Annotated in this window: 17 protein-coding genes and 1 riboswitch; of the genes, 5 read left to right on the top strand and 12 right to left on the bottom strand. The window is 63.0% G+C overall.

Translation table 11 applies throughout. The annotated features are described in order from the left end of the window. Window positions 1-2 precede the first annotated feature (2 nt). The 3 genes from hisA to hisIE are packed head-to-tail and all read left to right on the top strand — an operon-like array spanning window position 3 to window position 2,148. Window positions 3-761 (top strand): 1-(5-phosphoribosyl)-5-[(5-phosphoribosylamino)methylideneamino]imidazole-4-carboxamide isomerase, encoded by a 759-nt coding sequence (gene hisA, locus VIZ63_RS03845; protein WP_331608175.1) that lies wholly within the window; start codon window positions 3-5, stop codon window positions 759-761. Beyond that, entirely contained in the window at window positions 725-1,507 is a 783-nt protein-coding gene (gene hisF / locus VIZ63_RS03840; RefSeq protein WP_349261117.1) for an imidazole glycerol phosphate synthase subunit HisF, read from the top strand. The genes hisA and hisF overlap by 37 nt, the downstream gene beginning before the upstream one ends. Beyond that, a complete protein-coding gene (hisIE, locus tag VIZ63_RS03835) occupies window positions 1,504-2,148 on the top strand; it encodes a bifunctional phosphoribosyl-AMP cyclohydrolase/phosphoribosyl-ATP diphosphatase HisIE (protein WP_331608173.1) in 645 nt (214 codons plus the stop codon). Before hisF ends, hisIE begins: the two co-directional genes overlap by 4 nt. Before the next feature lie 67 nt (window positions 2,149-2,215). On the opposite strand, the gene VIZ63_RS03830 is transcribed toward hisIE, so the two are convergent. The 4 genes from VIZ63_RS03830 to VIZ63_RS03815 all read right to left on the bottom strand — a co-directional run bounded on the left by VIZ63_RS03830 (window position 2,216) and on the right by VIZ63_RS03815 (window position 7,120). Beyond that, a complete protein-coding gene (locus VIZ63_RS03830) occupies window positions 2,216-4,822 on the bottom strand; it encodes a bifunctional aspartate kinase/diaminopimelate decarboxylase (RefSeq protein WP_331608172.1) in 2,607 nt (868 codons plus the stop codon). Window positions 4,823-4,990: 168 nt separating this feature from the next. Then, window positions 4,991-5,215, bottom strand: a complete 225-nt coding sequence (locus VIZ63_RS03825; protein ID WP_331608171.1) for a hypothetical protein — start codon at window positions 5,213-5,215, stop codon at window positions 4,991-4,993. Between the two features lie 206 nt (window positions 5,216-5,421). After that, window positions 5,422-6,222, bottom strand: a complete 801-nt coding sequence (locus tag VIZ63_RS03820; RefSeq protein WP_331608170.1) for an SAM-dependent chlorinase/fluorinase — start codon at window positions 6,220-6,222, stop codon at window positions 5,422-5,424. Window positions 6,223-6,247: 25 nt separating this feature from the next. Next, complete coding sequence (locus VIZ63_RS03815; RefSeq protein WP_331608169.1) at window positions 6,248-7,120, bottom strand: MaoC/PaaZ C-terminal domain-containing protein; 873 nt, start codon at window positions 7,118-7,120, stop codon at window positions 6,248-6,250. 118 nt (window positions 7,121-7,238) lie between these two features. Beyond that, window positions 7,239-7,331: riboswitch (ZMP/ZTP riboswitch) on the top strand. A gap of 26 nt (window positions 7,332-7,357) precedes the next feature. Between VIZ63_RS03815 and glyA the strand changes: the two genes are divergently transcribed. After that, window positions 7,358-8,617 (top strand): serine hydroxymethyltransferase, encoded by a 1,260-nt coding sequence (gene glyA / locus VIZ63_RS03810; protein ID WP_331608168.1) that lies wholly within the window; start codon window positions 7,358-7,360, stop codon window positions 8,615-8,617. Window positions 8,618-8,635: 18 nt separating this feature from the next. Here glyA and VIZ63_RS03805 read toward each other — a convergent pair whose 3' ends face one another. Beyond that, complete coding sequence (locus VIZ63_RS03805) at window positions 8,636-9,727, bottom strand: sn-glycerol-3-phosphate ABC transporter ATP-binding protein UgpC (RefSeq protein ID WP_331608167.1); 1,092 nt, start codon at window positions 9,725-9,727, stop codon at window positions 8,636-8,638. A 58-nt stretch (window positions 9,728-9,785) separates the two neighbouring features. Here VIZ63_RS03805 and VIZ63_RS03800 point away from each other — a divergent pair, with 58 nt between their 5' ends. Continuing rightward, window positions 9,786-11,144 (top strand): GH1 family beta-glucosidase, encoded by a 1,359-nt coding sequence (locus VIZ63_RS03800; RefSeq protein ID WP_331608166.1) that lies wholly within the window; start codon window positions 9,786-9,788, stop codon window positions 11,142-11,144. Between the two features lie 104 nt (window positions 11,145-11,248). Here the strand turns inward: VIZ63_RS03800 and VIZ63_RS03795 are convergent, their stop codons facing one another. The 7 genes from VIZ63_RS03795 to VIZ63_RS03765 all read right to left on the bottom strand — a co-directional run bounded on the left by VIZ63_RS03795 (window position 11,249) and on the right by VIZ63_RS03765 (window position 23,978). Further along, window positions 11,249-14,395: a discoidin domain-containing protein gene (locus VIZ63_RS03795; protein ID WP_331608165.1), complete on the bottom strand. Its 3,147-nt coding sequence runs from the start codon at window positions 14,393-14,395 to the stop codon at window positions 11,249-11,251. Between the two features lie 2 nt (window positions 14,396-14,397). Next, the gene (locus VIZ63_RS03790; RefSeq protein WP_331608164.1) at window positions 14,398-15,219 is read right to left on the bottom strand and encodes a carbohydrate ABC transporter permease; all 822 of its coding nucleotides are present in this window, start codon (window positions 15,217-15,219) and stop codon (window positions 14,398-14,400) included. Further along, window positions 15,216-16,097, bottom strand: a complete 882-nt coding sequence (locus tag VIZ63_RS03785; RefSeq protein ID WP_331608163.1) for a sugar ABC transporter permease — start codon at window positions 16,095-16,097, stop codon at window positions 15,216-15,218. Before VIZ63_RS03785 ends, VIZ63_RS03790 begins: the two co-directional genes overlap by 4 nt. Further along, complete coding sequence (locus VIZ63_RS03780; protein ID WP_331608162.1) at window positions 16,090-17,271, bottom strand: sugar ABC transporter substrate-binding protein; 1,182 nt, start codon at window positions 17,269-17,271, stop codon at window positions 16,090-16,092. Before VIZ63_RS03780 ends, VIZ63_RS03785 begins: the two co-directional genes overlap by 8 nt. Window positions 17,272-17,388: 117 nt before the next feature. After that, window positions 17,389-18,894 carry a glucoamylase family protein gene (locus VIZ63_RS03775; RefSeq protein ID WP_331608161.1) on the bottom strand — a complete coding sequence of 502 codons (1,506 nt, stop codon included), beginning with the start codon at window positions 18,892-18,894 and terminating at the stop codon, window positions 17,389-17,391. Between the two features lie 174 nt (window positions 18,895-19,068). Continuing rightward, window positions 19,069-20,343: an MFS transporter gene (locus tag VIZ63_RS03770; RefSeq protein WP_349261116.1), complete on the bottom strand. Its 1,275-nt coding sequence runs from the start codon at window positions 20,341-20,343 to the stop codon at window positions 19,069-19,071. Between the two features lie 17 nt (window positions 20,344-20,360). Next, window positions 20,361-23,978 carry a hydantoinase B/oxoprolinase family protein gene (locus tag VIZ63_RS03765; protein WP_331608159.1) on the bottom strand — a complete coding sequence of 1,206 codons (3,618 nt, stop codon included), beginning with the start codon at window positions 23,976-23,978 and terminating at the stop codon, window positions 20,361-20,363. Between the last annotated feature and the right edge of the window lie 6 nt (window positions 23,979-23,984).

Below are 23,984 nucleotides of genomic sequence, written 5' to 3'. Positions count from 1 at the left end.
TCATGGAACTCATCCCTGCGATCGATCTCAAGGAAGGCCGCTGTGTGCGGCTGTTTCAAGGCGATTTCGCCGCCGAGACCGTGTACTCGACCGAACCGGCAGATGTGCTGTCGCGCTATGTCGCGCTCGGCGCCCGCCGCGTCCACGTCGTCGATCTCGACGGCGCACGCGATGGCGAGCAACAGAACCGCGCCATCATCGGTGATCTGGCCGCCGCCAAGCGCGCGCGACTGCAAGTCGGCGGTGGATTGCGCACGCTCGATCGCGTGCGCGAACTGCTGCAGGCGGGAGTCGACCGCGCTGTCATCGGCAGCGTCGCCGTCACCGCACCTGAGGAAGTGATGCGCTGGATGGGCGACGTCGATCCGAAGAAGATCGTGCTCGCCTTCGATGTGCGCATCGATGCCTCCGGCGCTCCCATGCTCACCACCCACGGCTGGCAGAAAACCAGCGACACCGTGCTGTGGAAAGCCGTGGAAAAATTCCTGAAGGCGGGACTCGGGCACGTGCTGTGTACCGACATCGCCCGCGACGGCGCCCTTACCGGCCCGAACTGCGAACTGTATGCCGATGCCGTGCGGCGCTTTCCCGAACTGCAATGGCAGGCCTCGGGCGGCGTCAGCGATGCGCGTGATCTGCATGCGCTACGAGACTGTGGTGTGGCCGCCGTGATCAGCGGCAAGGCCATGCTGGAAAATCGAATTTCTGCCGAGGAGCTGCGGCCATTCTTGCCAAACGCATCATCCCCTGCCTCGACGTAAGAGACGGGCAGGTCGTCAAAGGCGTGCGCTTCCGCGACCACGTGGTCGTGGGCGACATTCTCGAACTGGCTACGCGCTACCGCGACGAAGGCGCGGACGAGCTCGTGTTCTATGACATCACCGCGAGCCCGGACGGCCGCTCCGTCGATCGCAGCTGGGTCAGTCGGGTTGCCCGTATCCTCGACATTCCCTTCTGTGTCGCCGGCGGCATCCGTTCGGTAGCGGACGCCGAGCAAGTACTCGGCGAAGGCGCCGAGAAAATCTCGATCAATTCACCGGCACTCGCCGATCCTGAATTGATCTCGCGTCTGAGTGCGCGCTTCGGCGTTCAGTGCGTCGTGATCGGCATCGACAGCCAGACGGTGGACGGCAACTACTACGTCTATCAGTTCACTGGCGATCCGACTCGCACACGCAACACCGCGCGCCTGACGCTCGACTGGGCCCGCGAAGTGCAGGAGCGCGGCGGCGGCGAGATCGTGCTGAACTGCATGGCCAGCGACGGCGTGCGCAGCGGCTACGACATCGCACAGCTCACAGCGGTCAGGGACATCTGCACCGTGCCATTGATTGCTTCCGGCGGCGCTGGCCGGCCGGAGCACTTCACCGACGTGTTCCGCCAGGCGCGTGTCGATGGTGCACTCGCTGCGAGCGTCTTCCACAGCGGCAACATCGCCATTCCCGATCTCAAGCGCTTCCTGATCGGACAGGCCATCGACATTCGTCCCACGGAGATCCGGGCATGACACCCGCGCAGGTCGCAACACTGGATTGGAACAAGGGCGACGGCCTGCTGCCTGCCATCGTGCAGGATGCGCAGACGGGTCGCGTATTGATGCTCGGCTTCATGAATGCCGAGGCACTGCAGACGACGCTCGATCTCAAGCGCGTGACATTCTTCAGTCGCAGCAAGCAGCGCCTGTGGACCAAGGGCGAAACTTCTGGCCACCACTTGAACGTCGTCGACGTCGCTGCCGACTGCGACAACGACTCACTGCTGATCACCGCACTGCCGGATGGACCGACCTGTCACAACGGCACGCAAAGTTGCTTCGGTGACGACGTGACCACGGCAGCCTCCGGTCTCGCCTTCCTGTCCCGTCTTGAAGCCGTCATCGCGCAGCGAATTGCCGAGCAGCCTGAAGGCAGTTACACCGCGCGTATCTGGCATCAGGGTCCGACCCGCATGGCGCAGAAGGTCGGCGAAGAAGGTGTCGAGGTTGCGCTGGCGGCGGTGACGCAGGCCGACGATGGCCTGATCTCGGAGTCCGCGGATCTTCTCTTCCACCTGGCGTTGCTGCTGAAAAGCCGCAATCTGACGCTCGGCGCCGTGGTGCAGGAGCTGGAACGGCGCCACACCAGGCGACGCGGAGCAGGCAACGACTGAACTTGGGTCGTTGACGCAGTGAAACGACAGGCTGGCCAGCACTGCAAGGTGCTGGCCAGCCGGACGTTCAGATCATCACTTCCACGGCGGGTTGGCGCAGGTTGTACGTGGAACTCATCGCGCGACCGTAGGCGCCTGCCGTCGCGATCAGCAACACATCCCCTTCCTGTGTCGGTGGCAACAGCCGATCGAGCCCTAGCTGATCGCCGGACTCGCAGATGGGTCCGACCACATTCACCACTTCGGTGGCGAAATCATCCAGGCGACTGAGATTGACGATCTCGTGATGTGCGCCGTAGAGCGCCGGACGGATCAGCGAGTTCATGCCCGTGGCGACGCCGACGTACTGGACGTCGCCCTTGCCCTTCAGCTGCGTCACCTGCGCGAGCAACACGCCCGCTTCGGCCACCAGGTAGCGGCCTGGTTCGATCCAGAGCTTGAGCCTCGGATTTGCGGACTTGAGCTGCGAAAGCGCAGCACCGAACTCCGCCAGTACGACGCCCTGCTGACCCAGGCGCTCGGGAACGCCCAGCCCGCCGCCGACATCCACCGTGTGAACATGCGGGAAGCGTTCGGTAAGACCGGCCAGCGTCTCGCCGACCAACTGCCAGTTATCGACAGTGAACACGCCGCTGCCGGTATGCGCATGCAGACCGACGACGCGGGCGCCGCTGGCCTTCACCAGCCGCTCCAGTTCGTCCATCTCGAACAACGGCACACCGAACTTCGAATGCACGCCAGCGGTGCGCACCTTGTCGTGGTGGCCGCGGCCGTAGCCGGTATCGATCCGCACGAAGACATCGCGTCCCTTGAAGAGCTCCGGCCAGGCCTTGAGCGGATGCAGGTTGTCCAGCGTGACCCAGATGCCCTGCTCGAGACCCCAGGCATATTCAGCGCGCGGTGCGAAGTTCGGAGTGAAGAGGATCTTCTCGTGGTCCAGACCCGGCAGGGTCTCGAGCACGTGTTCGACTTCGTTGCGCGAGACGCATTCAAAGCCGAGTCCGCGCTCGTGGAACAACTTGAGGATCTCGGGATGCCAGTTGGCCTTGAGCGCATAGAAAACGTCGTCGATGCCTGGCAATGCCTTCAGGGCTTCTGCCCGCGCGGCCAGCGTGCTGCGGTCGTAGGCGAAGGCGGCGCCGTGCTTGCGGCCGAGTTCGATCAATTCGTTGCGGCGCGCGTCCCACCACTGTGTCGAGGTATCCGTTCCCTTGCTCGCTCCGCCGTAGAGTTCCTCCCACGTCGGGCCGAGAACACGATCGGCCGTCATCTTGCGGATGGCAATTTCGTGCAGGCGCGAAACCAGGCGATCACCCTGCTCCTCGTCGATGACGAACGTGATGTTGAGGTCGTTGGCGGCCTGCGTCACCAGGTAGATCTTCTGCTCTTCGAACAGCTCGAGCGCTTCACCGAGCCGATGCAGGATGGCGCGGATGTTTCTTCCGACGAGGCTTACCGCGGAGCAAGGGCCGATCACCTGCACGCGGCAGATCTTCCCCAGATCCAGGGTCAGCGCATCGAGTGCCGTCTTGGTCAGCGTATTCGCTGCAGGATCGAGCGAAACCGTGACGCTGGTTTCTGACGTCGATACCAGGTCGATCGAGATGCCGTGATCCTTGAAGACCTGGAACGCGTCGGCCAGGAAGCCGACCGAATGCCACATCCCGACGGTCTCCATCGAGATCAGCGTGATGTTCTTCTTGATGGTGACCGCCTTCACCTGGGCCGCCACATTGCCGCCCTGCGCCGAAATCACCGTGCCTTCGAGCTTCGGCGTCTGCGTGGCGTACACGTACAACGGAATGCCGTACTGCTTGACCGGCATGATGCAGCGCGGATGCAGAACCTTCGCGCCGCTGCTGGCAATTTCCTGCGCTTCGTCGTATTCGAGCGCACGCAGCAGGCGCGCCGTGGTCACCGAGCGCGGATTCGCGCTGAACATGCCTGGCACGTCGGTCCAGATCTCCAGCCGCCGAGCCTGCAGTTTCGCGGCCAGATAGCTGGCGGAAGTGTCCGAGCCGCCGCGACCGAGGAGCACGGTGTCGCCGTTTTCGTCGCTGGCGATGAAGCCCTGCGTGATCCAGATCGTGCCAGGCGTCGACCAGCGCCGCTGCAGTTCGACATCGGGTTCGTAGCTGCAGGTAGCAGACAGATAGCTCGAGCGCGCATTCGCGTTGCGACGCGCTTCGGCCTTCAGCACGGTGCGAGCGTCGACCCATTGCACATCGAGACCCTGTGCAGTGAGGAAGGCTGCGCCAAGGCGCGTTGCCATCAGCTCGCCCTGCGCCATGACGCGGGCGTGCAGTCGTTCGCTCACCTCGCCCACCAGCGAAATGCCCGCAGCAATCTGCCGCAGGCGCTTGAACTGTTCTTCGAGATCAGGTGACGGGACGATGCCGAGGTCACGCGCCAGATCGCGGTGGCGCTGTTCGATCTGATCCATCACGGGCTGCCATTCGCCGCCGAGCGCCTGCGACAGCAGCTGCTCGAGACGATCGGTGATACCCGACAGTGCGGAGTGCACCACGACCGGCCGCAGGCCTTCAGCCAGGCGGTCGCGCAACACGTCAGCGACGTTCTTCCAGTTGACGGCGGAGGACACGCTGGTGCCTCCAAACTTGAGTACGGCCCACGGAGAAGTGTTGGGCGTAGCACCCGTGGCGGAATCAGCCATCGTCATAGAAACCCCATCTGAGTCAGGGACGATGCCTTCACGTCCCACTGTTTCGATTGAAGCGCAGGCCAGCTGCGCGGGAAGCCCGTTCAGGGCGCAGGGACGGCATCAGCCACCCACTGCTGGCCAGGCCCGGACGATGACCCCGTCCGGTCGGCCAGCCGCAAACTATTCTTCGTCGTCGAAATCGTTGAGTTCTTTCTTCAGGCGGCGCTCGGCCAGAACGTCTTCCAGCTTGCTCCAGGCAGCCTTGCCTTTCTTGGTGTCTTTCGAGGCGCTGGGGCGAGCGCGCCGGTCGACTTTGTCGATGAACCGATCGAAATTCTGCTCTTCGTCGCTCTCCGCAACGAAGTCATCATCGATATCGAAGTGCTCGTCGTCTCTCTCCACCATGATGATTCCTGAAAAAATCCTGAAAAATCAACCAGATCGGGACCGGCGGGGACCCGCGGCCTGCGGACTATATACGATGCGCCGGGGTTTTCAATGGCCGCGGTACTGCTGGATGAAAGCTTAATCGTCGCCCGCTCCCGCCTGGGCCTGAATGGCCCTGCTTTGTCAGGCATTCAAGGGCTTTCGGAAGTCGCGCGCGCTGAAATTCAACGACTGGAAACGACTACAGGGGCACCCCGGCCCAGCCCCAGGCCCTCGGCGGCACTCTGTTCGGCGCGGGCCAGCTCCACTACGCCGAAGGAATTGATGAGGGCGAGGTAGTCGCCTGGACGGACATCGCCATAGGTGCGGCGCAATGGGAAGTCGTGGCCGGCCGTGCGGACGACCGGGCGACTGAAGCGCTCGATCAGCGTGGCGTCGATATTGGTGATCAGGTTGCCGAAATGATCGATGGTGATGATGACCCCCGCCACCTGGTCGGGCGTACTCGAGGGTTCATCCACCCAGGCCGGCACGACGTCCGTGGTGACTGGCCCGAGATCCTGCATCGCGATGTGTCCTGCGGCGATTTCAGCGGCTACGGGCGCGAAAATATCCCGGCCATGAAAGGTGGCGCTGGGCACAGGCAGCTGGAGGCGCTGACGGACGCTCGCGAGGTCGAGGCGGTATATGCGGGCGGAGGCGGCCCGACCCACCACAGGGGCCAGCAGGCCGTTATCCGGCGCCAGGAAGCCGTGGCCGTCCGCCTCCACCGCGATGATGTCGCGACTGGTGCCAACCCCCGGATCGACCACAGCGACGTGGACCGTCCCGCTCGGGAAGTACTGGTAGGAGCGGGAGAGCCAGAACCCCGCCTCTGCCGGCCAGTACACGGGCACCTCGTGTGTGACGTCGATGATGCGGGCATCGGCCAGACGCGTCAGCATGCGTCCCTTCATCGTGGCTACGAATGGTCCCTGGTGCCCGAAGTCTGTCGTGATGGTGATGACACCGCTGGGAACGAACAATCGACACCTCCATCTGAAACTGCGGCTACGTTGCCTGAAACTCGAACCGGCCAAAATCTTCTACCACGGTCTGGCGATCGGTGGCGACGAGCCGGAACGCCGCATCGCCCGGACCGACGTTCCACACCTCGACATGCAGCGGTTCGCCCGGATAGACAGGGCTGGTGAAGCGCACATCGAGCCGCCGCAGCCTGGCCGGATCGTCATTGCACAGCGCCTTGATGAGTGCGCGGCCCACCATTCCATACGCCGCGAGCCCGTGCAGGATCGGTCGGTCGAAACCTGCCTGGCCTGCAACGTCAGGATCGATGTGCAGCGGGTTGTAGTCGCCGGAGAGCCGATAGATCAGTGCCTGGTTCGACATCGTGTGCACCGGCACCTGCTGATCCGCCGGTCGATCCGCAGGCACCGGACGCAACTTCGGTGCGCCATCGCTCTTGCCGCCGAACCCGCCATCGCCGCGCAGAAAGACAACGCTTCCGATGGTGACCAGCAGATCGCCGGAAGCCTGGTCGAACAGCTTGCGTGTGAAATACATGACGGCGCCTTTCGCCGCGCCTTTGTCGTAGATCTCGTCGATCCTGCTTTCGCTGACGACCGTCCCTGCCACTGGCAGCATCCTGTGCACCTGCAGTGACTGCTCGCCGTGCAGCAGCATGGTGTAGTTCACGCCGAATTTCGGATCGGACAAATTCATCGCGCCGGCGCCGAGCACGACGGCCAGCATCGGCAATGCAACGAGATTGCGTTCATACACGTACTTGAGTTCGTCGCCGTCGAACGGATTCGTCGCGCCGACTCCCAGGCCGAGCGCGTACAGAATCGTGTCGCGCGCCATGTATGTCTGCGTCACGGATTCCGCAGGCATACGCATCAGGCGGTCGTAGTCGAGAGGCATGAGCGTTCTCGCATGCAGACAAGGAAGTTGAATTGTCCACGAAGCCCCGCGACGTTGTCTGCATCGCCGCGAAATTTTCACGCCTGTTGCGTCCAGCGCAGCGCCTGCAGTAGCATCGCCCGGCGCGTGTAACTGGCGTAGATGGATCACCATCGGGAAGCACGCGTGCAGAGCCCTCCTCTGCCGACCGCCGCTCGCCTGGGCACTCATGTCCACCCTTCACAGGAGCGAGCCGCCATGCAATCGACCCTCGAATTTCTCCGTTGCAGCGATCCCGACATTTACGCCGCGATGATCGGCGAGGAACAGCGCCAACGCGAGGGACTGGAACTGATTCCCTCCGAGAACTACGCATTCCCCGAGGTCTACGCGACCAACGGCAGCGTCTTCACCAACAAGTACGCGGAGGGTTATCCAGGACGCCGTTACTACGGCGGCCAGACGTTCACCGACCGCATCGAGACGCTCGCCATCGAGCGCGCCAGGCAATTGTTTCGCGCCGAGCATGCCAACGTGCAGCCGCTGAGCGGTTCACCCATGAATCAGGCCGTCTACATGGCGTGCCTCGAGCCCGGCGACACTGTTCTCGCGATGGACCTTTCACATGGCGGCCATCTCACACACGGTGCGCCGGTGTCGGCGATGGGCAGGATCTTCAACTTCGTGCGTTACAAGACCTCACCGCCGGATGGACGTATCGATTACGACGCTGTCGCCGCTGCTGCTCGTGCAACGCGACCCAGGATCGTGCTGTGTGGCCACTCCTCCTACCCGCGCGAACTCGACTACGCACGCTTTCGCGCGATTGCCGATGAGATCGGCGCGCTCGCGATGGCGGACGTCTCGCATATCGGCGGACTCATTGCGGGAGGCGTGCTCGCCAATCCACTCGACGCCGGGTTCGACATCGTGACGACGACGACTCACAAGTCTCTGCGCGGACCGCGCGGCGGGCTCATTCTGTGCAAGGCTTCCCTTGGACCGCAGATCGATCAGGCCGTATTTCCCGGAATGCAGGGCGGCCCGCACATGAATGCCGTCGCCGGGATTGCAGTGACACTCAAGCTCGCGGCGCAGCCCGAGTTCAGGAAGTACGCGCAGCAGGTGCTGCGTAACGCACACACGCTCGCGGATGAACTACGCCGGCACGGCTGCACGCTCATCACGGGCGGAACCGAAAATCACCTGCTCGTCATCGACACCGTCAGGTCGTTCGATGTCGATGGACGAGTCGCAGAAACGGCGCTCGATGCCGCCGGACTCACGGTGAACAAGCAGGTGATTCCGGACGACCCGCGTCCGCCGCTTCGCCCCAGCGGTATTCGACTCGGGACGCCCGCGATGACCACGCGCGGACTCGGCGAAGCGCAGATGAAGCAAGTAGCTGACTGGATCGTTCGTGCACTGCGAGCCGCGTCGGATGCGGACGCACTGCGGGCGGTTAACGCAGAAGTTCGTGATCTCTGCAGCCGCTTTCCGGTGCCCGGACTCGGTTAAGACTTCAATTGCAGAGTCTCAATCGGGTTCGATGCGTTGACCTGTCGTCGCGTCGAAGAAATGCAGTTTCTCCGGCGCGATCCCGAGCGAAATGGTTGCTCCTGCGGCGGGCAGATCCTGCGGTGACACACGCACGATCACGGGCCAGCTGCCGAATCGTGCGTGCAGGAACGCCTCGCTGCCGACCGATTCGACCAGATCGATGGTGGCGTCGAAACGGATCTCGTACGACAGGTCGTGAGGCGAAATCCGGTGCACATGTTCGGGACGCACGCCAACGACGATGTCAGCGTGCTGAGATGCCACTGATCGACCGAGCGGCAAGGTCGCATCGTCCGCCGCGAGCACGGCGCCGTTTGCTTCGCCCCGCACGGTGCCGGGCCAGCGATTCATCGCCGGACTGCCCAGGAATCCGGCGACGAACAGATTGGCCGGGCGCTGGTAGATGCGCATCGGCTCGTCGATCTGCTGGATGACCCCGTCGCTCATCACCACGATTCGCTGTCCCAGTGTCATCGCCTCCACCTGATCGTGCGTCACGTAGATCATGGTCGTGCCCAATGCCCGATGCAGCCGGGCGATTTCCGCTCGGGTCGTCGTGCGCAGGCGTGCATCGAGATTCGACAGGGGCTCATCCAGCAGGAATACCTGCGGCTGGCGTACCAGCGCCCTGCCCAGCGCCACTCGCTGGCGCTGCCCACCGGACAGTTGCTTCGGCAGGCGCTGCAGCAACGCCCCGAGTTCGAGCATGTCCGCGGATTTGCGCACGCGCTCCGCGATGTCAGCGGCCGAATGTCCACGCAGCTTCAGGCCGAAGCCGAGGTTCTCCGCCACGGTCATATGCGGATACAGAGCGTAGCTCTGGAACACCATGGCGATGTCGCGATCGCGCGGCTCGAGATGGGTGACGTCGCGATTGCCAATGAAGATCGACCCGGACGTCACGTCCTCGAGCCCGGCGATCATTCGCAGCAGCGTGCTCTTGCCGCAGCCGGAGGGACCGACGAGCACCAGCAGTTCACCGTCATGAATGGCGAAATCGGCATCGGCAACGGCGACCGGCCCGTTGTTGTAAACCTTGCGTACCGACCGCAGAACGACTTCAGCCATGCGATTTCCTCTGGCCGTATAGACTGCCGTCCCAGGCCCCGCCGCGAAACATCGAGCCATGCCCCGAGAAATCCCCGCCCAGCACTTTCCCGATGGTTTCTTGTGGGGCTGCGCCACCTCTGCCTACCAGATCGAAGGCTCGCCGCTCGCGGATGGCGCTGGCGCCAGCGTGTGGCATCGCTTCAGTCACACGCCCGGTCGGGTCGTCGCCAATGAAACCGGCGATATCGCGTGCGATCACTATCGTCGCTGGGAAAGTGACATCGACCTGATGCAACGTCTTGGTCTGCAGGCATACCGCTTCAGCATTGCGTGGGCCCGCATCCTGCCCGAAGGTATCGGTCGCGTGAATCCGCTCGGACTCGGCTTCTACGAACGACTGATCGATCGCCTGCTGGCGAAGGGCATTCAGCCGACGGCCACGCTGTTTCACTGGGACCTGCCCGCAGCGCTCGACGATCGCGGCGGCTGGCTGAATCGCGATAGCGCGGACTGGTTCGCCGAGTACGCCGACATCGTGTATCGCCGCTTCGATGACCGGATAAAACTGTGGGCAACGTTGAACGAACCGTGGGTGGTCTCGGACAACGGCTACCTGCATGGCACAGCGGCTCCGGGTCATCGAAATATTTTCGAAGCGCCGATTGCGACACACAACCTCATGCGGGCGCACGGCGCAGCCGTGCAGGCCTATCGCGCGACTGGTCGTCATCAGATCGGACTGGTCGTGAACATCGAACCCAAGTACGCCGCGTCGCAAGCGGCCGACGATCTCGCCGCGACACGCCGTGCCGAAGCCCAGATGAATCGTCAATTCATCGAACCGGCGCTGCTGGGTCGCTATCCGCAAGAGATGCGCGAGATCTTCGGCGACGCCTGGCCGGACTGGCCGGCAGCCGATCTGCAGCAGATTCACCAGCCGATCGATTTCGTGGGGCTGAACTACTACACACGCAGCGTCACTAAACACGATCCGCAGGCCTGGCCGCTGCGCGCGACGCCGGTCAAGCAGACGCAGCACCCGCATACGGAAATGGGCTGGGAAGTATTCCCGCAAGGACTGACCGATACCCTGCTCTGGATCAAGGATCGCTACGGCAATCCGCCCGTGTACATCACGGAGAACGGCGCGGCATTTGCCGATCCCGCGCAAGCCGATGGCGAACTGCTCGAAGATCCGCTGCGCGTCGACTATTTCCGCACGCACATCCGCGCGGTCCACGACGCACTGCGGGCGGGTGCCGATGTCCGCGGTTATTTTGCATGGTCGATGCTCGACAATTTCGAATGGGCGCTCGGCTACTCGAAGCGCTTCGGCATCATCCACGTCGATTACCAGACTCAGAAGCGGACGCTCAAGGCCAGCGCAACGTTCTTTGCCGATGTCATCGCTTCGAATGGAGCTGTCGCTTTCTAAGAAAGAAGAGGGAATCTCCACGGGGAACACGGGGTAGGAAAGAAGAACAGACTGTTTCCGCTCTTCTACCCCGTGTTCCCCGTGGAGATACTCTTCTCCCGCTGTCATTCCGCGAACTCGATCCGGAACGGCAGCGAGCTCACCCGCAGCTCGTCGCCATTCCAGCGCGCCGAGCCTGACGTGATCGTCTGCGTACCTTTCGGGCGTTCGGGCCAGCTCACGGCGATGCCGCCGGCGGGCATGCCGGTCTTCTCGATCTCCAGCACGGATGTCCTGCCGTCGACTTTGAAGGAATAGCTGAGCGGGCCGTACGCTGTGCGCAACCCGCGTACACCGAAGCTCTTCCTGCCGAACCATTCCTTCGGCACACCGCCCATCAGCAGCAACGTTTCGTCGACGGGACGCTCGTAGGCAAACATGTCGAGCAGCGATCGACCGTAGTCGGAGGCGACCCAGCCGTGCGGCATGTCACCGATGAAGCGGGTCTTGCGCACTTCGCGACCGACGACTTCCGCCCATTGGTTCCACGCCGCCGGGCGGCGGTCGTTCATGAAAAACGCCAGCAGTTCCTGTGCCCGATCGCGCCAACCCAACCGAACGAAGGCAGCGAGGTTACGCAGTTCATAGGGCGTGTACGCATCCCACGACGTGTCCGTGCGGCGCTTGTCGAACTCCTTCCAGTAACGTTCGAAGGTCGCGTTCACCGCCTGCGGCGGCAACATCTGCTGCTCGCCCAGCGGTGACAACGCGATAGTGGTCGAGGTGGCGTCGAAATCTCCCAGTTCGGCGGCACCCGGCAAATAGGCGATCCGATGCTGCGCCATCGCGGCCTGCAGAGAGCGGTGCAGGTCGGCGCGAAACTCATCGCGGGAGTCGATGAATTCACGCATCGCGGCGCGTTCGTCCAGGGCGCGCGCAATGGTCACGGCAGACTCATAACCGGTCAGCGCCCAGAAATTGTCCCAGTACGAATGCATCGGTTTGGCCGAATAGCCTTCGTGACTGATGGACGCGGGCATCATGCCGTAGAACGCCCGCCTCTCGCCCTGCCGGTTGGCTGCGGTTCGCTCCGACCGGCGCAGCGTGTCCATGTAGCTCACTGCCTTGACGACCCGGGGCCACAGGCTGCGCAGCAGCTCCTTGTCGCCGCCGTAGCGATAAATTTCGCCGATCAGAAACAGGAACTCGCCGCCGCTGTCGTTCTCGGGCACAGGGTCGGCGCCACGAACGTCCACGCAACAGGGCACCTTGCCATTGGCGAACTGGTAGTCCGCGTACCAGAGCAGGAACTCCTTTGCGACATCGTAGTGACCCATGCGCAGGAGGAACTCGGAGGTCATCGCGCCATCGCGAATCCATGAACGCTCGTACGAACGCGAGCCCGGTTGAATGCCGGGGCCATCGCGATTGATGAGAACGTGGGCAAGCGATGTGCGTAGCGTGTCGAACCACGCCTGCGCCTCGGGCGGCAGATCCAGTTGCACGCGGTTGAGTTTTTCGCGCCATTCGGTGCGGATCACTTCCTCTGAAGCAGGCTGCAATCCAGCGACTTGCGTGTCCTGGCTCGCATGCTGCGGCAGATCGAGCACGACTTGCTGCGATTCGCCCGGCTCGAGTTCGATGTCGTACAACAATGCACCCGACGCGAAGCCCGTTTCATCGTGGATGGACGTAGCAGCTGCATTCGAAGTGAGCCATTCACAAGGCGAGTCCGCATCGAATGGCACCGCGACGAATGCCGTCGGTGCTGATTGGGGGAAGATGGCGGCGATCCCATCGACGCGCACGTTGCCGTTCTGCCAGCTCAGATCCTGAATGGGACTCGCACCGCCTGCCGTGTTGAGGAACTGGGCTGGCGGGTTGACCTGCAGCGGACGCACCGCGAGCGCCAGCGTGAGCTTGCGAGGCGACGCGGTGGGATTGTCTATGTCGTAGGTGACGCGCGTATGCGCGCTGCCTCTGCTGCCAGCGGCGAGTGCCGTGACGTTCAATACGACGTCGTCGTGCGTCCATCGGACGCTCGGGATCGGGAGGTAACCGTCGGCGAGCGATTGCGCGAGAGAGACATCTGCCCAGGTCAGCAGACGATTCCCGGAGCGAATGAACGGTTCGACCGAGAAGCCTGCTTTGCGCGCCTCGATGGCGCCGTCCTCGGAGAAGAGCCCTTCCTCGCTGTCGCCGTCGACGCCCACGATCGTCCAGTAGGACTGTTCGTCGTAGTAGGCGCGCGGATAGCAGCCGCGACGAGTACGTTTCGCCAGTTCCTGCAGGAAAGCATTGGCAGATGCGCCAAATTCCAGATCGCGCACGTGAACTTCCGCAATGGCGACGTCGCGGCCGGGATCGGGAAACGTGATGCGGATCCAGCGCGCCTCGGATTCCGGCAGGCGGTGCGAGTCGCGACCGCCATTGCCGGCGCTGACCTCGCGCACGGTCGTCCAGTCCTTGCCATCCAGTGAGAGGTCGATCGAGTAGTGTGGGGCGTGCAGACCCTTCACCCAGTCGATCTCGACGCCGCCGAATTCCTTCACGGCTTGCAGATCGATGGTGACTGCCTGTGCCTTGCCGGGCGTTCTCACGCTACGCCAGGCGGTGCTCTCATTGCCATCGAGTACGGACACGGCACGGGTTCCTGAGCGCTCCGTCGTCGCCTGCACCGTCGGTTTCGCAGTGGCTGCGGGATGAGCCACCGTCTTGAGCGCCAGCCGATCGAACCAGAGCTTGCCGGAGCCGCCTTGCGCGCCGGCGCTGACGACGAACTCCACCGATGCGAAGTGTCGCAGCACCTTGTCGCTGGTCGGACCCCACGCAAACTCGATCTGCCGGCGTTTGATGCGGATGTGCTGCCAGTCGCCGGAGAACCTGGTGTTGGCACGGCGGTACCACCAGACGTTGTCGCCGGATGCATCGACGAACTTCACTTCGAAATGGTTCTGACCGGCCTCGCCGCGCATCCAGAAGGAGATTTCGTAATCGTCCGGCAACTGCACGTCGAGCGGACGAGCAGCGGCCGTGTAGCCGGCAGTGCGCGCGAAATCGAACTCGAGCAGCAGCGACCCACCACCATCCACGCCGGGCGCCTCATGGACTGACGCGCTCACGCCGTCCGACGCCACCGCCCTCCACGGCGTGATGTCATCCATTTCATCGAGCATCCGCTCTTCGATCGGTGGAGCCTGTGTCGCGCCCATGAGCATCGATGCCAGCAACAATGCAGTCAGAGATCGTAACAACCTGTACATGCCCTTCATCGTCAGCCCTTCACGCTGCCCGCGAGAATGCCGGCAATGTAGTAACGCTGCAGCGCCAGGAACAGGATCAGCACGGGCATTACAGTAATCACCGCCCCGGCCATCATCAGTTCATTGTCCTGCACGTATTCCCGCGACAAGCCGGCGAGCGCCACGGGCAGCGTGTACAGATTCTGGTCGCTGAGAACGATCAGGGGCCACATGAAGTCGTTCCAGGTGCCGAGAAAGGTCAGGATGCCGAGCGTGATGAGGATGGGCTTCAGCAAGGGCACGACGATGGATCGAAAGATGCGCCATTCGCTGGCCCCGTCCATACGCGCCGCTTCGAGCAGATCTTCGGGAATCGACAGGGCGTACTGGCGGACGAGAAAAATCCCGAAGATGCTCGCCATCGCCGGCACGATCACACCACCGTAGGTGCTCACCAGGCCGAGTTCCTTCACGATGGCGAACAATGGAATCATCGCCACCTGCGCCGGGATCACCAGTGCGCCGAGCAGCGCGCGAAAGAGCTTGTCGCGACCTGCAAATTTGAGCTTTGCAAAGGCATACCCGGCCATCGTGTTGAACAGGAGCGAAATGACAGCCACCGAGGCGGCGACCAGCGCGCTGTTCAGCATGTAGCGTCCGGCACTGTGACGCTCGAACATCGTGCGGTAGTTGTCGAGCGTCGGATGCTCGGGCCACAGCGGCGGCGGGTAATGCCCCGCGGCCCCGGTCGGCATGAACGACACCGAGATCATCCACACCAGGGGGAATGCCGTGGCCACCGCGCCGATCAGCAGCGCAGTGTTGATCCAGAAGCTGGCGACTGGCTTACTCATGTCGAGACCCGGCTCCGCGCCACGCGCAATTGCAACAGCGTGATGGCGAACATCAGCACGAACAGCAGGAAGGCCACGGCGGATGCACGGCCCAGGTTCCACCACTTGAACCCTTCCTCGTACATGAAGTACAGGACACTCAGCGTGCTCTGCAGCGGACCGCCCTCCGTCATGACGTAAGGTTCGGCGAACAGCTGGAAGTAACCGGTCATGGTGAGAATGCTCACGAGCAGCAACACCGGCGCAAGGCCCGGCAGCGTCACATGCCGGAACAACTGCCAGCCGGAGGCGCCGTCGATGCGACCCGCTTCGTACAGATCCTCGGGAATGCTCTGCAATGCAGCCAGCAGAATGATCATGTTGTAGCCGAAGTTCTTCCATACCGCGAGGATCACGATGGCCGGCATCGCCCAGTCCGGATCGCCCATCCAGTCGATCGGTTCGATGCCGAAGAAGCCGAGCGTGTAGTTCAGGAATCCGTAGCGCGTGTGAAAGATGTAACGCCACACCACCGCCACCGCCACCATGGTCGTGACGACCGGCGCGAAGTAGATTGTGCGATAGACATTGCGAAAGCGCGCCAGCTTCGAGTTCACCAGCAACGCCGCCCCGAGCGACGCGCCGAGCGACAAGGGCACGCCGAGCAGAACGAAATAGAACGTATTGCCCAGCGATTTCCAGAACAGCGGCTGCTGCAGCAGTTCGACGTAGTTATCCAGACCGATGAAGCGCAGATTGTGGTAATCCGCCAGCGCATACAGATCGAAGTCCGTAAGACTCATGGCCAGCGCTGCAAGCACCGGCAGGAAGAAAAACACCGTGAGCACCAGCAGAGCCGGCGCCAGGAACAGCCAGGCGTAACGGCTGCGGCTACGCACGGTGATCCAGCATCCAGCGACGCTTCTCGAGAATGGCATCGGTCGTTGCATCGAGCGCGATCGCAGCCTCCTCCACCGTCGAGCGGCCTTGCACGACACGCTCGGACGCCAGGCGCATCTCGGTGGCGATGCGTTCCCACTCCGGTACTTTCGGTGGCGAACGCACCCGATCGAGCTGCGTACGGTAGGCGCGCGCGTACGGCGATTGCACCAGCGCCGGCGTGGTCCAGGTGGAACGCCGCGGCGGAATGTTGCCGGTCGTTGCATAGAAGCGTTGCTGCGTCTGCGGTTGCGACAGGTATTCCACCAGCTTCCAGGCGGCATCCTTGTTGGTTGAGTGGCGGAAGATCGCCAGTCCCGCTCCGCCGGCAGTGGAAACTCCCGGACCGTCGGGCCCGGGCATCGGTGCCGTCATCCAGGCATCCTGCAATTGCGGCGGCAGGCGTTTGCGGAACTCGGCGATGTTCCAGGGCCCGGAGATGTAGAACGTGAACAGTCCATTGCCGAATTCGTCCCACACGTTCGACAGCTGCGTGTTCGTCATCCGCGGCGCGAGTCCACGACGAAACAGCTGCGCATAGAACTCGAGCGTACGCTGGAAATCCTCGCTGCGAAAATTCCCCCAGCGTCCGCCATCGCGCAGCAAATCGGAAGGCTGCTGCAACGCCAGCACTACCAGCGGCTCGAATTCATTCAGCGGCAACAGCACGGCATAGCGGTCTGGTCCGACGCGGGCCTTGATCGCTTCCATCATCGTCAGCCATTCGTCCCAGCGTTGCGGCGGTGAGTCGAACCCGGCCTGCTGCAACAGATCGGTGCGGTAGTACAGCAATCGTGTGTCGGCGTACCACGGAATGGCGTAGAGGCGGTCAGCGATGCGATTGGCGTCGAACAAACCGTCAAAGTAATCGGCTCGTTGCACGACACTCGATGCAGCGGCCCGGTCGTCGAGCGGCTCCAGTGCATCGAGCGCCGCAAACTCCGGTACCCAGGTGTTGCCGAGCTGACAAATGTCCGGCAGCGTCTCGCCCGCGTAGGCCGTCAGGAGTTTCTCGTGCGCGGATATCCAGGGAAGCCGCTGGATCTCCACCCGGATATCGGGATGCTGTACGTGAAAATCACGCAGCAACTCCGTCGTCGCCTCGCCTTCGCGACCGAAGGTCCAGAAACGCACGGTCTGTTGCGAGCTGCGTGCGCGACAGCCTGACAACGCGATTGCACTGGTGACGCCAGCCAGGACGGTTCGACGGGAGACCGCTGGAGGCGAAGCGCAGATCACACGATTGGCCGGTCAGCTACCGGAGGGCGGCGTGGTCGCCGGAGCGGGAGGCGCAGTGCCGAGCCATCCGCCGGTGAATCCCGCGCGCTCCAACCCACGTCGGATGTATGGATTGCGCTGCATGGTCCGCCAGATGACTTCGCTGCGATAGTTCTCGATCATGGCGACGATGGGACCCTGGTCGACACCGAGGTAGTCGCTTGCGATCCAGCCGATGCCATCGACGAGGCGGCCATGCCGTAGCGTCACGTCCTTGTAGTCGAAACTCTGGTTCACGGAATCGAGGAATCCATAGCGTTGATACAGATTCTCGCCAAACCGTGCACGGAATGCGCGGATGGTCGGAATGACGATCTCCGGCGCGAAGGCAATCGAGGCGACCGCGGCCGTCGGTGCGATGGTGCCGTCATCGACCAGATGCGGCGCCGCTGCGGCGCGCGCCGAATACGTAAAAAAGCCGCGCTCTTCGTCATTGAAGATCTGCACGGTGTCGGCCGGACCATCGGAGGCGCTGAGCCCCCAGATTTCGCTGTCATAGCCGCGCCAGCGCATCGGATTCTCGATCGCATAGTTGCGCTGTGCGTAGGTTGCCCGACGACTGTTCTCGAAGTAGTCGATGCCCTTCGAGCGCATGAACGAGTCCTGGATGCCGCGGAAGTCGATCCAGACATGCGAGTACTGATGACCGAAGTGCGGACCGAACGCCAGGAATGTCTGCCCGCCGAACTCGCCCCAGCTGTTCTTGTAAGTTTTCAGCCACTCATCCCAGGCGTCGGCACCGACCGGATACGTCGGCGATCCGAGCGCCAGGATGTACAGCAGCATCGCCTCATTGTAGCCATGCCAGTCGTGGGGGATGAATCCGCTCTCGGGGCGCCAGCCATGTGAAATGATCGGTGGATGATTCTGTGCCCAGACCCAATCGACGCGCCCGTAGATCTTGTCGGCGAGTTCGCGAATCTCGCGCTCCTGCACATGATCGCGATCGAAATACGTCTGACACAGCAGCACCCCGCCCAGCAGCAGCGCGGTGTCGACCGTCGACAGCTCCGTGGTCCCGAAACGGTGACCGGTCTGCATGTCGAGGAAGTGATAGTAGAAGCCTTTGTAACCGGCGACACCGGTCTCCGCCGTGCCTTGCGGCAATTGCTCGAGGAAACGCAACGTTCGCAGCACACGCAATCGCGCCTGAGCGCGCGACACGTAACCGCGTTCGGCTCCAGCGACGTACGCTGTCAGGCCGAACCCCACCGCCGCGATGCTGGCAAAGGACGGTGATGGATAGCGATCCGGCACCATGCCGTTGTCACGGTTGGTCGTATTCCAGAAGAAGCGGAAGGTGCGGCGTTCCAGATTGTTGAGCACGGGATCCGCATCGCGATCCGGCGCGACTGAACGTGAACGCTCGACCACGACCTCGGAAACGGTGGGCTTGGGCGCTTCAGTTCCTTCCGCTGTCGTCGCAATCATCGCCAATGCAGTCCATAGCAGCGCGCCAACGCTCGCTGCACGTTTCATGTTCTGTACCGGCGGATGCGCATTGCTGTCGCTCGCAATGCCACGCTGCCTGTTGTGTCGGGAAGCATATGCGCGCCCTTATACCATGCTCGATCCAGGCTCGATCGGGTCCGGCGTCGGACCACCCGTTGCCGGAATCTGCGCTTGCACGACGATAAAGTCGCGATGCAGAAGCTATCGCAACGACTGCGACGGCGCGTAAGTTCCTTCCCGGGACCGCCATGAGAGCGCAACGACCGCACCAGTGATCAACAGTGCGGTGGCCGTATAAATCACAATGGCCGACGTTGCTCCCCAGGCCCGCAGCAGCGACGCGAACATCAGCGGCGCGATGCCTCCGCCAACGATTCCCGCGAGGGTGTACGCCAGCGACGAACCCGCGTAACGCACGCGCGCGGGAAATTGCTCGGCAATGAAGGCAGCCTGCGGTCCATACATGGCCGCATGGATGATCAGGCCGCTCGTGAGCGCCAGGACGATGAACACGGGGTCGCGAGTGTCGAGCAAGGGAAACAGCGCCAGCACCCAGAGCAGGCCCATCGCCACGCCGATGCCATAGATCGTGCGGCGACCGAAGCGATCGGACAAGCCACCGAACAGCGGAATGCCGATCGCGTTGCACGCACCGGCGATCGACAGGGCGATCAATGGCAGCGTGCGTTCGAGTCCCAAGGTCGTCGTCAGGTAGCTCAGGGAGAACGTCGCCGTCAGCGAATAGAGCACATCCGGCCCGATACGGGCGCCGCCGCCTCGCAGCAGCGACCGCCAGTGCTCGCGAAAGACTTCGCCGACAGGTGATCTGGATTTCATGCGATCGCCCTGCAGGGCGATGAAGTCCGGTGTTTCAGCCACACCCATGCGCAGCCACAGTCCGAACACGACCAGCACGACGCTGGCGAAGAACGGCAGCCGCCAACCCCAGGCCAGGAAATCCTCGGGCGACAGCGATATCGTGAGCAATGCAATCGAGCCCGTGGCGAGCAGCGTTCCCAATGAAGGACCCATCTGCGCCCACGATCCATTGAGGCCCCGTCGATTGGCCGGTCCATGTTCCAGCGACAACAGCACGGCACCCGCCCACTCGCCTCCCAGCGCAGCGCCCTGGATGAAACGCAGCATCACCAGAAGAATCGGACTCGCGATGCCGGCGACGGCATACGTTGGCAACACCCCCATCAGCGCAGTGGTGATGCCCATCAACAGCAGCGTGGCGACCAGGACGAAGCGTCGGCCGTAACGATCGCCAAGATGTCCGAAGATCAGGCCGCCGACGGGACGGGACAGATAGCCCACGGCAAACGTCGAGAACGCGAGGATCGTGCCCACGGCCGGCTCGAACGACGGGAAGAACAGCTGACTGAAAATCAGTGCAGCCAGCGTGTTGTACACGGCGAAATCGAAGTACTCGAGCGTCGTCCCGACGATGCTGGCGGACGCCAGACGACGCATCTGACTGGATGGTGCGCTCACTTGCCGCCGAAGCCTCCGCCGCCGGGAGTCCGGATCACGAACACGTCGTCCGGTCCCAGAGTGGCTTGATGAGTTGCACCGAATTCCTCCGTGCTGCCATCGGCACGCTCGATCCAGTTCTCTCCTGACGCCGCGCTTTTGCCACCGAGCAGCCCGAACGGCGCTACGCGTCGCCGATTGGCAAGCAGCACTGCGGTCATGGGCTTCAGAAAGCGGATGCGTCGCTCCACGCCATCGCCGCCGCGATGCCTGCCATCACCGCCCGAACCGCGCCGGATCGAAAACGAATCGAGCCGCACCGGGAACCGCCATTCGAGCACCTCGGGATCCGTCAGGCGCGAGTTGGTCATGTGTGTCTGCACCGCATCCGTGCCGTCGAACTCCGGCCCCGCGCCGGAGCCGCCGGCGATGGTTTCATAGTATTGATGCTGATCATCACCAAACGTGAAGTTGTTCATCGTGCCCTGACTCGCCGCGAGCACGCCCAGGGCGCCGTACAGGCAGTCCGTGATGATCTGCGACGTCTCGACATTGCCGGCGACCACGGCGGCGGGAAAACGCGGATTCAGCATCGTGCCTTCCGGAATGATCAGACGCAGGGGCACCAGGCAGCCCGCGTTCATCGGAATCTCGTCGTCGACGAGCGTCCTGAACACATAGAGTACGGCCGCCCGCGTCACCGATCGCGGTGCGTTGAAGTTGTCGGCGCGCTGCGCGCTCGTGCCGCTGAAATCAACCGTCGCTTCGCGACATTCGCGATCGATGCGGATGACGACCCGGATCACGGCGCCGCTGTCCATCTCGCACGCAAACTCGCCGTCACGCAGCGCGTCGATGGCGCGCCGCACGGCCTCTTCGGCATTGCGTTGCACATGAGTCATGTAGGCCCGCACGACGTCGACGCCGTATCGATCCACCATTGCCAGCAGTTCGGCGCTGCCCTTCTGACACGCGGCGACCTGCGCACGCAGATCGGCCAGATTCTGTTCGACGTTGCGCGCAGGATAGCGGCCTGAAGACAGTAACGCCCGCATCTCGCCCTCGAGGAACCGTCCGCCGGCAACGAGTTGCACGTTGTCGAGCAACACGCCCTCTTCATCGATGTGCGTGGAGTTCGCCGGCATCGACCCCGGTGTGATGCCGCCGATGTCTGCATGATGGCCGCGGGCGGCCACGAAGAAAGAAGGTTCTGGCGCAGTGTGCAGGAACACGGGCATCACGACAGTGACATCCGGAAGATGCGTTCCGCCTGCATAGGGTGCATTCAGCACGAATACATCCCCCGCGACCATCGAGCCGGCACGACGCTGCAGAATCTCCTGCACGGACTCGCCCATCGACCCGAGGTGCACCGGCATGTGCGGTGCGTTTGCGATCAACTGGCCCGCGCCGTCGAACAGCGCACACGAGAAATCGAGTCGCTCCTTGATATTCACCGACGTGGCGGTGTTGGCTAGCGCCACGCCCATCTGCTCGGCGATCGACATGAACAGGTTGTTGAATACTTCGAGCAGGACTGGATCGGCCTGCGTGCCGATGGCTTTCTCGCGTACGAGCGGCTGAATCCTGCGTATGACTATGCAGTTCTGCGAAGTCACTGCCGCGCGCCAGCCAGCCTCGATGACCGTAGTCGTGTTCGACTCACGGATCACAGCCGGTCCGTCGATAGTGTCCTGCGCCAGCAATGAGTCGCGCTCGAAGAACGGTACGGACTGCCAGCGCTCCTGCACGTACACCGACCGATGATCAATGGGGCACAACTCCCCACTGCTCCGCGCAGCAAGAGCAGCGACATTGTCTGAGCTGGCATTTGCGCCAACAGCCTCGACGGACGCGGATTCGATCACGAGGTGCCGGCCCGACATGAGAAATCCATAGCGTGCCCGATAGAGTGACTCGAACGTCGCCTGGAGCTCGTGGATCGTTTCTGCGCTGACACCCGTCGGTGCGGGCAATGGCAGTACGCTGTCGGTGCCCGTGTATTTCAGCGCCAGTCGGCGGATCACCTGGACATCGTTGCCTGCGAACCCCTGCAGCCCGATCTCGTTGCGGGCTTCACGCTCGAGACGCTGAAAATCGGCAGCGGTTGCCTGCAGACTTTCCTGCGACAGCGCCACCTCGACCGCCGACTGCTTCATCACGATGACATCGGCGAGACCGATGCCATACGCCGACAGCACGCCCGCGAGCGGATGCATGAAGACGGTTTGCATGCCCAGCGCGTCGGCAACGAGACACGCATGCTGCCCCGCCGCGCCGCCGAAACAGGTCAGCACGTAGCCCGTCACGTCATAGCCGCGCTGCACCGAAATCTTCTTGATGGCATTCGCCATGTTCTCCACGGCGATACGAATGCAACCGGCGGCAACGTCCTCGGGTGCGTGCGGCCGCCCCGTTGCGGCAGCGATGACCGCCGCCAGTTCACCGAAGCGCTCGCGCACCACGCTCTCATCCAGCGACTGATTGCCGTCGCTGCCAAACAGTCGCGGAAACAGATCGGGCTGCAGCTTGCCCAGCAGCACATTGCAATCGGTCACTGTCAGCGGACCGCCGCGACGATAGGCCGCAGGGCCGGGGTTCGCACCAGCAGATTCGGGGCCAACACGCAGACGGACGCCATCGAAGCGACAGATCGAGCCGCCGCCGGCCGCAACCGTGTGGATCTGCAGCAATGGCGCGCGCAACCGCACGCCTGCGATCTCGGCGTCGAACACGCGCTCGTACTCACCGGCGAAGTGCGCGACATCCGTCGAGGTACCGCCCATGTCGAACCCGATGATCCGATCAAAGCCTGCCGCCAGTGATGCGCGCGCCGCGCCGACAATGCCGCCGGCGGGTCCGGACAGAATCGCATCTTTGCCTTGAAACTGCCGCGCATCGACCAGTCCGCCAGACGATTGCATGAGCTGTAATTTCACGCCGGGCAGTTCACTCGCCACCTGATCGGCGTAGCGTCGCAAGACCGGCGAGAGATACGCATCGACGACCGTCGTATCGCCGCGGGACACGAACTTCATCAGGGGGCTCGTCTGATGCGATGTCGATACATGAGTGAAGCCGATGACGCGTGCCAGCCGTGCGATCGACTGCTCATGGTCGGGAAATCGATAGCCATGCATGAGGACGATGGCGCAGCTGCGGATTCCCATGTCGAAAGCTGTCTGGAGTTGCTGGCGTGCAGCGTCGAGATCCAGTGCCTGGACGATGCCGCCGTGTGCATCCAGACGTTCGACGATCTCGATCACGTCTTCGTAGAGCATCGACGTCAATTCGATATGCCGCACGAACAAACGCGGCCGGTGCTGGTAGCCGATCCGCAACGCGTCCGCGAATCCCCGCGTTACGACCAGCAGCGTGCGATCACCCTTTCGCTCAAGCAGCGCGTTGGTGGCCACGGTCGTACCCATCCGCACGCAATCGACGGTGTCAGCGGGCACTCGCTGCGAGATGTCGAGACCCAGCAGGTCGCGAATCCCCTGTACCGCGGCATCGCGATAACGTTCAGGATTTTCGGAGAGCAGTTTGCGCGTGAGGAGTTGACCGAACGGCGTGCGTGCGATGACGTCCGTGAAGGTGCCGCCGCGATCGACCCAGAACTGCCAGAGTTCGCTCATGGCTGT

The organism is Povalibacter sp., assembly GCF_036520495.1.
In the GTDB taxonomy this organism is placed as follows: domain Bacteria; phylum Pseudomonadota; class Gammaproteobacteria; order Steroidobacterales; family Steroidobacteraceae; genus Steroidobacter.
Note: the sequence above shows the minus strand (reverse complement) of the source record. Positions and strands in the feature narration are given on the sequence as shown.

Excerpts from the sequence above, each read along its gene's own strand:
- hisIE (WP_331608173.1), top strand. The coding sequence starts at position 1,504 with ATGACACCCGCGCAGGTCGCAACACTGGATTGGAACAAGGGCGACGGC.
- VIZ63_RS03770 (WP_349261116.1), bottom strand. The coding sequence starts at position 20,343 with ATGCGTCGTCTGGCGTCCGCCAGCATCGTCGGGACGACGCTCGAGTAC.
- VIZ63_RS03775 (WP_331608161.1), bottom strand. The coding sequence starts at position 18,894 with ATGAAACGTGCAGCGAGCGTTGGCGCGCTGCTATGGACTGCATTGGCG.
- VIZ63_RS03830 (WP_331608172.1), bottom strand. The coding sequence starts at position 4,822 with ATGGCTGATTCCGCCACGGGTGCTACGCCCAACACTTCTCCGTGGGCC.
- VIZ63_RS03800 (WP_331608166.1), top strand. The coding sequence starts at position 9,786 with ATGCCCCGAGAAATCCCCGCCCAGCACTTTCCCGATGGTTTCTTGTGG.
- VIZ63_RS03825 (WP_331608171.1), bottom strand. The coding sequence starts at position 5,215 with ATGGTGGAGAGAGACGACGAGCACTTCGATATCGATGATGACTTCGTT.
- hisA (WP_331608175.1), top strand. The coding sequence starts at position 3 with ATGGAACTCATCCCTGCGATCGATCTCAAGGAAGGCCGCTGTGTGCGG.
- VIZ63_RS03795 (WP_331608165.1), bottom strand. The coding sequence starts at position 14,395 with ATGAAGGGCATGTACAGGTTGTTACGATCTCTGACTGCATTGTTGCTG.
- VIZ63_RS03815 (WP_331608169.1), bottom strand. The coding sequence starts at position 7,120 with ATGCCTCTCGACTACGACCGCCTGATGCGTATGCCTGCGGAATCCGTG.
- VIZ63_RS03805 (WP_331608167.1), bottom strand. The coding sequence starts at position 9,727 with ATGGCTGAAGTCGTTCTGCGGTCGGTACGCAAGGTTTACAACAACGGG.
- glyA (WP_331608168.1), top strand. The coding sequence starts at position 7,358 with ATGCAATCGACCCTCGAATTTCTCCGTTGCAGCGATCCCGACATTTAC.
- VIZ63_RS03765 (WP_331608159.1), bottom strand. The coding sequence starts at position 23,978 with ATGAGCGAACTCTGGCAGTTCTGGGTCGATCGCGGCGGCACCTTCACG.
- VIZ63_RS03790 (WP_331608164.1), bottom strand. The coding sequence starts at position 15,219 with ATGAGTAAGCCAGTCGCCAGCTTCTGGATCAACACTGCGCTGCTGATC.